Consider the following 12939-nt stretch of genomic DNA (forward strand, 5'->3'; position numbering starts at 1 on the left):
CTCTTGTCGGGATATTTCGCTTAAGCTCACGACTAATAGTGCTTTTATTACCGCCTAATTCTAATGCGATTTGGGTTTGAGTAAATCCGACTTGTAAAAGACTCTGAATTTGATACCTTTGAGATAGGGTCAATTGTTTGTAATGTTTCATGCAAGATCAATATAAATATTGAACCTAAAATACTTGGGGCTAGCCCCAAGTATTTTAAATATGCATGTTGCACTTATGACTTGAACTTAGATAATACGTAAAAAAGAAAAACGCAAGTCATCATAACGATTTGCCTTAATCAAAATATTTTTGAAAAACATCCATATTACAGTTGGTATCAAAAGGGAAACAACCATAAGCAAAACCCCTTGTATTTCTAAATTCATATCAGAGGAAACACTAGAAATATAAAAATATCCAACTACTGCTTCTAACCATAGAACGGCAATTGTTGCCAGACAGAGAGTGCACCATTTTTTTATCTTAAAAGCTTGATATCCTAAGGAATACATAGTATACGGTATAGACAGAAATGCCAATATCACTACTCCCAATAATACTGTATGGACTATACTTGAACTAACCAAACAGGAAAGAAGCAAAGCTAATAATGTCCCTGAGAAATATAGGAAGCCTAAATCAGTCATGGAAAGCCAACTAAATATTTTAGCGGCAGGAGAATTAAGGACCTCATTACAGTCTATTTTTTTTTCGCTTTACAGAAACTATACTCTTTGTTTGAATGTATTTCTTTTACCACCAATAAAAGCGACACAACAAGACCACAAAGTTTGATTACAATAAACAATAGTTGACTTACTACACCAACTGACAAAGATGCCATTAGTAATATAAAAAACCCAGCACTGATTGCCACTAACGGACGTACCTGTAAAAGCTTATCATAATTATTCTTCTTGCTGTATCCATTTTCTATAACTTTCGTTTTGTTATCCATCAAAACGACCATATTGTTCCAAAGTTGGAAAAAGGCCGTTATACTCGATTTTTCATCTCCACCTTTATGCGTATAATAGCTTATTGTGGATGTCTCAACAGATTTTACTAAAATAGTTTCATCAAATTTTGTGGTAGCCAAAAAAGGAGTTTCAATTTGTATCAGCTGGTCAGTACTAATTCTAACCGCTTTATTTTGAATGCCGAAATTACTTATGGTATTAGATATTGAAAAAAGGGAAGGATAATGAGGATGTTGCAACAGTTTTCCTTCAATAGACTTTTCAGTAATTTGTATGTCTAAATTTTTGAAAAGTTCAAACAAGACTCCAGCAATAGAATCGGATTTTTTTTGAAACATAATCAAGATAATTGTGTGTTAATCAAGTGATAGTATTGAGCTTTATTCCTTAGAAGCTCATCATGGGTACCCTCTTCCTGTATGATACCATTTTCTAGAACAACTATTTTATCTGCGTTTTTGACGGTACTTAAACGGTGAGCGATAACCACAACTGTTTTATTCTCCGTGGCGGCACTCAGATTCTCAATAATCGCTTTTTCATTTTTTGCATCTAAAGAATTAGCGGCCTCATCTAAAAAAATAAATGCTGGATTCTTGTAGAGTGCTCGAGCAATAAGTAAGCGTTGTTTTTGGCCTTGACTCAGACCAACGCCTTCTGCCCCGATCTTTGTTTGATATTGTAAGGGAAGTGTTGCTATCCAATCTCCAATATTAGCAAGTTGGGTCACTTTTAAAACACGTTCTAACGATACAGGCTCATAGGTCTTTAAAGTAATATTATTTATAATGGAATCCGCAAAAATATAGTTGTCCTGCATCACCACCCCAATATTTTCACGCCAATGGTAATCCTCTAAAAATTTAAGATTTACGTTCCCGATCATTATCGCACCATCCGTGGGTTGGTATAGTTTAAGTAAAAGTTTTAACAGCGTGGTCTTTCCACTCCCGCTTTCGCCAACAATGGCAGTTGTTTTATTACACGGAATCTCCAACCGAATATTATTGAGCACCTTTGGAGAATGTGGCCCTTCATATTGAAAAGAAACATTGTCCAAAACAATTCCGCTGTTCTTCGGCAAAGCTTTGTAGGTAGCAGCAGTATCCTTCTCCTTATTTATGACTTCACTTAAGCGCTCTAAGCTGATTTTTGCATCTTGGTAGGAGTGTGCCAGCCCCAAAAACGAACTTAACGGTGCCTGTATCTGTCCCATAATGAATTGTACCGACATCATCATCCCCAATGTCATGGCACCTTCTATAACGGACGTAGCAACGGTAATACTTATAATAACGCCTACTATTGAATTTATAATCAATGCACCAGAGGATTGAAACTGCCCCCAAAGGAGTACCTTTTTTTGCAGTTCATAGCTATTTGCCTGTACTCTTTCCCATTCCCAACGTTTCTCCTTTTCTATATTATTGAGTATAATTTCTCGCGCACCATAAAATAGCTGTAAAATTTTGTTCTCACTATCGGCGGCGATTTTAAAGCCTTCATGATCAAATTCCCTTCGTTTTCTCAAAAACAGGACTATCCATCCAATATAAAGTGCATTACCTGCTAAAAATATGAGTAAAATCCGATAATTATAATAGGCCAGTATACCAGTATATATAATAAAATTGAAAATGGAAACAATTACGGAGAACATCGATTGACTAAGAAAATTCTCGATTCTATAGTTATCCCCAATACGCTGCGAAATGTCACCAACAGTTTTCAATTCAAAAAAAGTGAAGGGCATGGACATTAACTTTGCTACATATCCAATAACAAAGGCAAGACTGATCCTGATGCTCAAATGCAATGAAATCCAAGATTGAATAAAAGATATTACGGTACTACCAATGGTAAGCATCAATTGCGCAATAAGCACCAAATAGATGAAATCGATATTTCTACCCAGAATACCTATATCAACTACAGATTGGGTAATAAACGGAGTAAGCAGACTTACTAGACTAGAAAAAATAATGGCAAAGAGAACTTGTAGCAATAAATTCTTATGGGGTATGAAATATTTGAAAAAATGAGAGAATGTTGCTTTTTGCTCGTTCTCTAAATCGTAAAACTTAGGAGTAGGTTCCAATAACAGCACTATACCATCGTCATTTTTTCCACACCAGTTCGTTTTAAGCTCCTTGTGGGATACTTTTACGCTGCCTCTTGCAGGGTCCGCTATGTAAGCATTCTTCTTATCCGTTCTGTACAACACCACAAAATGCGCATCACCCCATGGTATTATACAAGGTAAAGGTGCTTTTTTGACTAACATATCCAAGTCTACCCGTGTACCCAAAGATTTTAGACCAACGCTTTCAGAAGCGTGACTAATTCCCATAAGAGATACACCTTCACGGGTAATAAAGCTCAGTTCCCTAAGTTTATCCAAGGCTATTTCCTTACCGTAATGTTTGGCAATCATCTTTAGACAAGTAGGACCACAGTCCATCTTATCAAATTGTTTAAATATTTTAAATTTAGACATGTATGGCTAAAGGGTCAGTTTTTAAAAAGGTTTTCAAATTGATAAAAAATACGCTGCAGTAAACTTTGGTCTTTGGTCACTATATCGGCAGTTGCGCTTAACCGTTGCTTAAAAACTATCTTTTTTTCGTAATTGGTCCGTAAACCATTCGGTAAGGCGATTACAATACTGTAGGAGTTCTCTACCGGTATTTCAGAAATTCTTTTGATATTACCTTCAATAGTTCCGTACTCGTGATAGGGGTACGCATCTAGCTTTAAAATTACCTTATTCCCTATTTCTACTTTACCGGCATTTTCAACCGGGAACATACCTAATGCATGAATCTCTTGTTTTTGAAAGGGAATAATGGTCAGTATACGTTCACCAGCGGTAACGAAATCTCCCTCGTTCATTTCGTTAAAAAAGGAGAGGCGACCATCTATCGGCGATTTTATCATGTATTGATATTCCCATTGCTCCAATTGCGTTTTTATTTCGTTCTTAGCCCTAATATAAGCGGCTTGTAGTTGTTGTTCATATTCTGTTTTCTGTAATTGCAGCTCCACGATTTCACGTTCTATATTGGCAATGGACATACGGGCCGTATTCAGGTTTTTATTGTCATTGGCAAATCCCATTTCTTTCTGTAGCAATGTTTGTGTGGTCTGCTCAAACTCAGAAGCGGAGATAACACCCTTTTTAAAGAGCGTTTCATAGCGTTTAAATTCTATCTTTTTAGAATCATAATCTTTTTTACTACTTTTTAGATAATTATTTGAAAATTTCAAACCTTTAAAATTACCGGACAGAATATTTTTGAGAGCCGTTATCCTTTGCTCGTGCGGTCTGTCCTGTTCATAGTTTTCAAGGTTGAGGAGGGCAAGCGCAAAGGCATTATAAAAGGGCTGAAGGCTACCCAAACTATCCAACCATTTTTGTGCCTGTTTTTCACGGCTAGGTCGTACATCCGTATCAATAGCTTTATGCAACTGTTGCACCTGATAGTTAGACACCGTACTTTCCAGTAACACAATGGCATCTCCTTTTAAAACCGTATCATTTTCCAGAAAAGCATATTTTTTAGCAATTGGAGCATTGATTCTTGCGGTGAGATCTATGGGTGGTTTGGGCGTCGTTATATTCACCTTACCAACGATAACGTCAGGGTATCTTACCATCCAAGCCGCTATAAAAAACAAAAGCAAGAAAAAAAGCATGGCACCTATCCCAAAACGGATAAGCCAATTGGGCTTTTTCTCTATTACTTCGTTAATATGTGGGCTATACGTGTATTTTATCGAATTTTTATCCAATTCCATCCTACAATAGCATATTTTATGTAAGTTGAATCTTATTAACGAAAATAAAATAAGTAAAGTAAGAAAACACAAAAATTAAGTTTACACGATTTTGAAGCTGTTAAAACTGCGGAGTTGTTAGAGATTAAAGGAGGTCGCGGTCGGCATTGGCGTGTGAAACAGCCACCAGGGTTCTTTCGAGAGGACGATGGCGGTGGTGGTGGCTGTGCCGGGCAATCAAATAGCTTTGGAGGTACTAATGATGCTGATGAGGTAGTTGTTGAGGCAGTAGGCCCAAGATATTATCCTAGTAGTACAGGTGGTTCAGCAACAGGCTCCGTCTTTGGCCAGATTGTCAAGGCAATAAGTAGAGTTCCATCTCAAATGTTAACTACTCAAGGATTGAACACAAGTACTCCCTTTAGTTTTAAGCCTGGGTATTGGGCTCCGACTTCCAATTGTAATTAATTATGCTAAAGGCTTAAAACATTTGTTTTGAGCCTTTACTTTAAAGAAAAGTTAAGAAGCATTTCTATAAATTTTTAAGAATATATGAGGCTTAATGTTTTTAAATTATTCGGTGTAACAGTATTTATTCTTGTTATCAGTTTCTTTTTTGAACTATTCTTAAGTAATTCAGCATTTACTTTTCAAAAAGAGCTACTCTTCATTTTTAACCTTATCTTATATTTAAGTATTATTTGGATTAGTTCAACGCATTTTAATGTAAGTTTAAAACTTTACAAGAATGTGAAATTATTTTATGTTTTGGCATCCATTAGCATAGGTTTGAGTCTAGTGGCAATTTCAACAATTATTTTCATACCGATAATTGGTGTTGAAAAATTTATATTTGCCAGTAAGGAATTACCTGTTCTCGACTTTCTCTTTTTTGGCTCCATATTATTGATTCCAGTAATCGAAGAATTGTTTTATAGAAAAGTATGTTGTGAGGTACTACTTCTAAAACAAAGTATTATCACGACTGTTATTATATCCGCTACCTTATTCACTTTCGCTCATATTCTCTCTACGTCTGCTAACCCAACTACCATCTTTATTGGAGGTATCGTTTTAGGAATTGTGTATTGTAAAACTCGTAATGTTCTATTTGCCATAATAACCCATGTTACTGTTAATTTATTCGCCTATCCATTAACATTCTATTTGGGAAATTTGTTAGAAAATAATCCTAACGGCTTTGGATTAGTATCATACATATGTAGCCTACTATTTTCAATTCTCTCGATCTTCTTTGCTATTAGATTTCTTGCTAAGCAAGCTTAACGATCCTTATAAAACCACATTATGAATGTTAAACAGAGATTTCCTTTAAGTAAACATCCAAAAATAGAATTTGTAGTTGAAACATACAGCTTCACAATAGAAGACAACTCTGACAAAAGCAATAATGGAGAGTATCAATTTGCTGAAATAAAAAAAATTACTATCTGGGAGAAAAATATAAATTGGATTATTCTGATTTTAAACTTTATCCTAAAAGTTTTATTTGCGGAATTTGCCGGGAATGGAACAAGTAGAAATAAAATAAGATTGGCTTTCAATTATAATGGAATAGAAAAAATAATCAAACTTCAAAATTATAATGATGATACTCTCAAAAAACTACGGTATACCTTAAATAAGCATATTACCGTTCAAAATAGGGTAACATCAAAATAGTATCGAATACATTTATGGATTTTGAAATAGCTGGATTAAGCATTAGGTTTGTTTTTCCTTATATATAACCCAAACCAACCTTTTGGGTTTTTTCTCTATTACCTCATTAATATGTGGGCTATACGTGTATTTATCGAATTTTTGTCTAATTCCATCCTACAATAGCATATTTTATGCAAGTTGAATCTTATTAACGAAAATAAAATACGTAAAGTATGAAAACACAAAAATTAAGTTTACACGATTTTGAAGCTGTCGGTACCGCTGAATTACTAAGTGTTAAGGGAGGTTTAAGTAGTAAGACGGAAAACATGCTTAAACAATTAAGTACATTGGAGTATTATAGAAATGGCGGTAATGGCCAAGGTAGTAGTGGTGGTGGCTGTGGACCTGGACATCCTTTCAATGAGCAGGGAATGGTAGACGCATTTAAAAATATGATGCAGCCTGTAGGTGAGTTTGGTGATTGGGTTATGGAAGGTATGGAAGTTTTACAAAATAATGCAATGAGATCTGCAGAGTGGTTATTAGAAAGCAGATTACCTGTAGCGTTACCGCCAGTTTTGCCAGGTGTAAATAACCCTTCTAATTCTGCACCCCCTAATATGGATAATATAATAGCGAATTGTAATTAAATTACTCTAATATAGTTATGCATTTAAAGCCATAAAACATTAAAATATGCTTTACAAAGTTAGATTTAGTGGTTTTGTGATTTTAATCTTGACACTACTTATATCTTATTTTTCTTCCTTTTTTGCACTAAAACTATTGTTTTCGGTTTTTACGTTTGAGATATATTCCAAGTTGGCATATACGATGCCAGCTTGGATTTTTTCTTTGGGTGTTGCCACATTGTTACTACCACTCTTAAAACTAGAGCATAAAAAAAAAATAACCATTCCTTGGCTATTACAAAGACTGCGATTAAAGAAATTTGTATTAAAGGAATTTGTTATAGCCATTTCGTTATTTATCGCATCATTACTTATTGAAGTCTTTTTAAGACCATTCTTTGACAGATTCTTTATACTTTATAAAAGAAATTTATCAGGTTTCGATGAACAAACTGCCCAAATTGAGCTTTGGGTACTAGCAATCTTATTTATAGGTGTATTTTTTGGCTCAGTCCTAGAAGAACTACTTTGGAGGGGATATTTATTACCTATACAAGAGAAAACTATAGGTAGATATGCATGGTTATTAAACGGCATTCTATGGTCTTTATCACATATATTTATTTATAATCCTATAACAATACTTTTTTCATCTATCTGTTTATCTTTCATCGCGTTCAAATACAAGAATATTACCTACACAATTATTTTACATCTTTTACTTAATGCTATTGTTTATGCCCGATATGTTTGAGTGGATGCAAAAAGCTTATCCCTTCAATATCCTTCCAGATAAGCCAATTGGGTTTTTTCTCTATAACCTCTTTAATATGTGGGCTATACGTGTATTTTATCGAGTTTTTGTCCAATTCCATCCTACAAGAGCATTTTTTATGTAAGGAGAATCTTATTAACTAAAATAAAATACATAAAGTATGTAAACACAAAAATTAAGTTTATACGATTTTGAAGCTGTTAAAACTGCGGAGTTGTTAGAGATTAAAGGAGGTCGCGGTCGGCATTGGCGTGTGAAACAGCCACCAGGGTTCTTTCGAGAGGACGATGGCGGTGGTGGTGGAGGTGGTTGCTCGGGACCGGGTCCAGGATGGCCAATTAATGGTGACCACTTTACGAATACAGTACAAAGTCAACGACATCCATTATTTTGATCTGGAGATGGAGTCACAAAAATTCAGGTATATCAAGGCAGTCGCAAAGAATACTGGAACGCCTTACTGGCATCATGCCGCCGGATTACCTTCATGGATTTTTGCAGACGAAATAATCATTGACTAAAACGATTCTATTGTGAATGGTTTTTAGCTCTTTTCCTAAAATATAAAGCCATACTGAAAATTTCAGTGTGGCTTTTTAACCTTGTGTTTTCTATTGAACTAATTTCTAGTTATGCCTGCCACTATCATCTGAATTGTCCTCACGATATTTGCAACATGGATGCACACCGTCGTAGGCCTCTTGCGTGGCTTTTAATTCTTTGGTGTCATGGCCAACAGCAACTAAAGCCGCCTTCACTTGCATAGGGTCTGTTTTGCGCTCATCTATGATTAATGACAACTCATGAGAAGGAATATCCCACATGGCATATTTTACCCCTTTAACCCCTAAGGCCGCCCTTTCTATGCGCGTTTTGCACATATCACATTTGCCGTCTACCTCCATAGTGAGTTTTTTGTTCTTTTCTTGGGCAAAAGTAACCCCTGTTACTAATACCATTAACACGGCTAAAACTATTTTTTTCATGCTATATCTATTTTTACTTTTAATTTAATCTCTAATATTTACACCTCCCTCAATCCCTCCTTGTTAGGAGGGAGGCCTTTACTTTTTAAGTTGAACTTAACTACCTCTCGAAAGCACTTTGACTAACCCAAGTCTGATATTTAAGCCCGATAAAACCCTTTTGCAAAACTCAACTTAATAAGTCACAAATCAACACCTATGCCTTCCTCCCCCTGAACTGAGGGTTGGAGCCAAAATATTTTACATTTTTACTTCTTCACTTTTTACAAATTAACAAGCACCACCCAAAAGACATCCTTCTGGGGCTTTTAGGGGACCTTAAACCGAAATCCTACATAAAACATTCTTCCCATAATGGGTGCGAACACTATACTTGTATCAAAATTCTCGCCAAAAGGGTTATCTGCACCCAAAACAGGGTTATTTTGTCTAAAATTAGTCAAATTTTCGCCACCTAGATAGACTTCAAATCTGTCGGAAAAGACTTTAGTGGCTTGAGCATTCATTAAACTATATCCTTCCGCCGTATCGCCTAGTCGAAATTGTGGTGGGTTTTCATCGGTATTTGGCAAACGTTGCTCTCCTAAGGTATGTACCGTATAATCAAACTTCCACTGCGCACCATTATCCTTTATGCTGGTTTGGTAACCCATATTGACAAAAAATCTGTGCTGTGCCTGTAATGGTTTTTGAAGGGTTCCACTTCTATAGTCCGTCTGCACATCGTAATATTTATAGGCCAAACGGACCTCTAGATTCTTTAGGACTTCTTGGTTTACCTCTACCTGAAAGCTATCCGCATAACTTTTCCCCTCTAAATTATAAAAAGAAACTGCTCTAGGGTTCTCCCAATCTACCACCACCTGATTTATAAAATCGGTCTTATAGTAGTCTAACGTAATATTTCCTTTTCGGTTCAAAAACAAAAAACCCTGTAAAAAGCTTACACCATAGTTCCATGCGTCCTCAGGGTCAAGGCCATACACACTTCCTTCTGTATCCAATAGCTGAATTTGTCTTGAAGAGCCGAACATCTGTTGGTTTTCCGCAAAAATATTGGCCGCTCTCCTACCTCTACCAAAAGAAGCCCTTAAGCTTCCTAGTTCCCACGGTGTATAGCGCATGTGTAGCCGTGGAGTGACGAAAGTGCCTAAGCGATTATGTGTATCTACCCGAAGACCTGCGGTGAGGCTAAGCTTTTCCAGATTTTCATAACTGTATTCAAAAAAGACCCCTCCGGAGGTGTCATCCCTTCCAAAATCTTGCGTATTTACCAATTCATCATAGGTATCATGGGCAAATGTAAGCCCGGTTTTAAATTTACTTCGTGTGTCGCCTATAATCGAATTGAAAATAAGGTTGGAGTAGATACTATTGTGGTTGATGTCATACCGATTAAATCCGTAGTAAGATTCCTGTTGATGATTGCTATACGAGGCTTGAAAACCAAAACTTTGAAAAGGTAGCTCAGGAAAAACATACCCAAGTTTAACGGAGGAATCAAACCTACGGGTATCTATTTCGCTGCCCCATGCATTGGTGGTAAACCTATCGGCATCAGGGTCAAAAACTACCTCGCCCACTTGTTTTTCATCGTTCAAAAAGCGAAAATTAACAAAGCTTACCCAGCCTGTTTCCGGATTTTGATATTGCCAGCGGTTCATAATATTTATTTGTTCCGCCAAAGGAGCATCTAAAAAACCGTCATCGTTTCTATCTTCTTTCTGAGTCCTTAAGTTTCCATGAACGTACAATCCCGTACTCCACTTATCCGAAAGCTTGTGATTACTATGGGTATTTAATTCTAACCGACCGTTTCTATTGGCATATCCGTTCACAAATAGAGCTTTATCCGTTAAAGGCTTCACTAGTTCGGTATTTATTTGCCCCGAAATACTCTCATAACCGTTTACCACACTCCCAGCTCCTTTGGTAATCTGTATACTCTCTACCCATGTGCCCGGAGTAAATGTGAGTCCATACGCTTGGGATGCTCCACGTACCATAGGAATATTCTCCTGTGTAATTAACAAGTATGGACTTGTAAGTCCCAACATTTGAATTTGTTTGGTACCTGTTAAGGCATCTGAGAAGTTCACGTCAATAGCGGGATTGGTCTCAAAACTCTCGGATAGGTTACAGCATGCCGCTTTTAAAAGCTCGGCACTATTTACGGTTATCACATTCTGAGCACTGAAATATGCCTTCTCTACCGCATCTCGTTCTTGTTGCACAATTACCTCATCCAGTTGATTGGAAGGACTTAAAAAGTGATTTATCCTTTGCGCATTTGCAATGGTAAGCGTATCGCTTTTATAACCCACATAGCTGATTATTAATTTATTATAGACCTTGGAATAGGGAATACTAAAAGTTCCCTCGTCATTGGTTATAGTTCCGGTCTGAGAGTTCATCCAATATACATTTGCTCCGGACAAAACCTTATTTTGGTCTCCGCTCCGTTCCATAACCACACCTTGTAATGTAGCTTGTGACACGGCGATAAGCGGTATGTATGTCAAAAAAGCAAAAATATACTGCTTCATAATTCCCTTTTAAACTAGTTGTAACAGCATAGCAAAAGCCATTACCAACATAATGGCATTTTCAATAAAGGTTGCTTCGGTCATCGGCAATTTTAAGGCCGTTCCCAAACAGGCACAACGAATACTTTTTTTATCCAGCAGACTTTTGGTGACCCCAACGGTGGTAATTCCTAAAATAAGTATGGTTACCACTAAAGCTATGGATATTTGTAAACGCATTAAGAACAACAATCCTAAAGCCAACTCAATAAACGGATACACCCAACCGTATGCCGGAAGTATTTTTGCAAGGGGATCATACATGCGAAAACTATCCGGAAAGCCTTTTAAATCGAGTAACTTAAAAAAACTGAACACGATATAGAACAGCCCCATAAAATCCAACATGGCCTCAGAAGTACTCCATGCTTTAAAATTCAATAAGAAGGCAGCGGCAAACAAATAGGCAAAAATGAGCACTAGGGGTTTTAACTGTTGTAATTTTGATTTCTCATCTTCTTGTGCCAATGGGTCCATGGTGAGTTTTCCCTTTTTAGAAATGGTATATTTTTCTGGCAAGGCCGATTTAAGTGTATCGAGGTCAATATGTTCTTTCATTTCAACAACAGCCTCCGACGCTTCCAAATTTACCGCCACATTTTCAACACCGTCAATTTCCGACAGGTATTTACTGACCGATGCCACGCAGCCATTGCAGGTCATTCCTGTTACTGTATAGGTATGTTTCATATTACTATTCTTTGTTTTCTTGAGCCCCCTTTGGTTGGGTCACTTCTGCAAAATCAAAGACATTGATTTCACCATTTCTATAGTTGATTACATAAAGTTGCGCATTAAAAATCATTAAATCGGTTGCCTTTTCAATATGCTTTGAGATTTCCTGTTGCAAGTTCCCATCATGGTCAAAAATGAGTATGCGGTCATTTTCAAAATCGGTCACGAACACCTCGGTGTCAGACACAAAAATACCCGTTGCGGCGTTCATCTTTTGATCTTGGCCCATCATCTTTACAAAGTTTCCCTTTTTGTCAAAAGCTTGAACCCTATTGTTATAAGCATCGGCCACCCAAATTAAGGAATCGGTGATTTGCACATCGGTTGGGTAATAGAATTCACCCTTAGCTTTACCTTCTTTTCCAAAGGATATCCAGTTGTTCCCGTCGGAATATAAAATTCTATTACTGTAAAAATCGGCTATCGCTTTCTCTCTTCCTAACACAGAAACACCAGCTGGTGCATCCAAACTATCCGTTAGACCAAGCACTCCACGCTCTGTGGACTGCAACATAACAATGTTATCTGCTCCGTATTGTGGAATGTAAATGGTTTCCTCTGCAGCATCAATATGCATAGGTCTTTCCAAAGAATCTATAGTTTGTTCAATATTGCCTTCTTCATCTATTTGCACCAAACGATTATGGTCTCCATCGGAAAGCCATAGCTTACCGTTTAGCTCGGTAATGCCAATTGGGTTTACTTCATTTAGCTGGATAGACTTCAAAAGGACCCATTCTTTTGGGAGCGACTCTTTTTGCTTACAAGAGATGACCAAAAGTGCTCCAAATAGTACTATGTATATATAT

At 36.8% G+C, this 12939-nt stretch carries 15 protein-coding genes; 6 read left to right on the forward strand and 9 right to left on the reverse strand.

What is annotated here, in order from left to right; translation table 11 throughout:
- The 5 genes from BFP77_RS08575 to BFP77_RS08595 all read right to left on the reverse strand — a co-directional run.
- Nucleotides 1-151: helix-turn-helix domain-containing protein (locus BFP77_RS08575; protein ID WP_143751881.1), on the reverse strand; the 151-nt coding region annotated here is incomplete at its 3' end.
- Nucleotides 152-237: 86 nt separating this feature from the next.
- Nucleotides 238-639: a hypothetical protein gene (locus tag BFP77_RS08580; protein ID WP_257212915.1), complete on the reverse strand. Its 402-nt coding sequence runs from the start codon at nt 637-639 to the stop codon at nt 238-240.
- A gap of 53 nt (nt 640-692) precedes the next feature.
- Nucleotides 693-1310, reverse strand: a complete 618-nt coding sequence (locus BFP77_RS08585; RefSeq protein WP_099573628.1) for a cysteine peptidase family C39 domain-containing protein — start codon at nt 1308-1310, stop codon at nt 693-695.
- Nucleotides 1311-1312: 2 nt separating this feature from the next.
- Nucleotides 1313-3469: a peptidase domain-containing ABC transporter gene (locus tag BFP77_RS08590; RefSeq protein ID WP_099573629.1), complete on the reverse strand. Its 2157-nt coding sequence runs from the start codon at nt 3467-3469 to the stop codon at nt 1313-1315.
- A gap of 14 nt (nt 3470-3483) precedes the next feature.
- On the reverse strand, nt 3484-4770 hold the full coding sequence (locus BFP77_RS08595) for an HlyD family secretion protein (protein WP_099573630.1): 1287 nt from the start codon (nt 4768-4770) through the stop codon (nt 3484-3486).
- Nucleotides 4771-4884: 114 nt separating this feature from the next.
- Between BFP77_RS08595 and BFP77_RS08600 the strand changes: the two genes are divergently transcribed.
- The 6 genes from BFP77_RS08600 to BFP77_RS08625 all read left to right on the forward strand — a co-directional run bounded on the left by BFP77_RS08600 (nt 4885) and on the right by BFP77_RS08625 (nt 8345).
- Nucleotides 4885-5217: a hypothetical protein gene (locus BFP77_RS08600; protein ID WP_099573631.1), complete on the forward strand. Its 333-nt coding sequence runs from the start codon at nt 4885-4887 to the stop codon at nt 5215-5217.
- A gap of 84 nt (nt 5218-5301) precedes the next feature.
- Nucleotides 5302-6036, forward strand: coding sequence for a CPBP family intramembrane glutamic endopeptidase (locus tag BFP77_RS08605; RefSeq protein WP_099573632.1), 735 nt, complete (start codon nt 5302-5304; stop codon nt 6034-6036).
- A 21-nt stretch (nt 6037-6057) separates the two neighbouring features.
- Complete coding sequence (locus tag BFP77_RS08610) at nt 6058-6432, forward strand: hypothetical protein (RefSeq protein WP_099573633.1); 375 nt, start codon at nt 6058-6060, stop codon at nt 6430-6432.
- A gap of 215 nt (nt 6433-6647) precedes the next feature.
- Nucleotides 6648-7067, forward strand: coding sequence for a hypothetical protein (locus BFP77_RS08615; RefSeq protein WP_099573634.1), 420 nt, complete (start codon nt 6648-6650; stop codon nt 7065-7067).
- A 46-nt stretch (nt 7068-7113) separates the two neighbouring features.
- Nucleotides 7114-7803, forward strand: coding sequence for a CPBP family intramembrane glutamic endopeptidase (locus BFP77_RS08620; RefSeq protein ID WP_099573635.1), 690 nt, complete (start codon nt 7114-7116; stop codon nt 7801-7803).
- 308 nt (nt 7804-8111) lie between these two features.
- A complete protein-coding gene (locus BFP77_RS08625) occupies nt 8112-8345 on the forward strand; it encodes a hypothetical protein (protein WP_099573636.1) in 234 nt (77 codons plus the stop codon).
- 105 nt (nt 8346-8450) lie between these two features.
- On the opposite strand, the gene BFP77_RS08630 is transcribed toward BFP77_RS08625, so the two are convergent.
- The 4 genes from BFP77_RS08630 to BFP77_RS08645 form a co-directional block, all read right to left on the reverse strand.
- Nucleotides 8451-8810 carry a heavy-metal-associated domain-containing protein gene (locus BFP77_RS08630; RefSeq protein WP_099573637.1) on the reverse strand — a complete coding sequence of 120 codons (360 nt, stop codon included), beginning with the start codon at nt 8808-8810 and terminating at the stop codon, nt 8451-8453.
- Nucleotides 8811-9118: 308 nt separating this feature from the next.
- A complete protein-coding gene (locus BFP77_RS08635) occupies nt 9119-11356 on the reverse strand; it encodes a TonB-dependent receptor (RefSeq protein ID WP_099573638.1) in 2238 nt (745 codons plus the stop codon).
- A gap of 9 nt (nt 11357-11365) precedes the next feature.
- Nucleotides 11366-12085: a heavy-metal-associated domain-containing protein gene (locus BFP77_RS08640; protein ID WP_099573639.1), complete on the reverse strand. Its 720-nt coding sequence runs from the start codon at nt 12083-12085 to the stop codon at nt 11366-11368.
- 4 nt (nt 12086-12089) lie between these two features.
- A partial coding sequence (locus tag BFP77_RS08645) for a hypothetical protein (protein ID WP_218963465.1) occupies nt 12090-12939 on the reverse strand: 850 nt, incomplete at its 5' end.

It is taken from the genome of Maribacter sp. 4U21, assembly GCF_002742365.1.
Lineage (GTDB): Bacteria > Bacteroidota > Bacteroidia > Flavobacteriales > Flavobacteriaceae > Maribacter.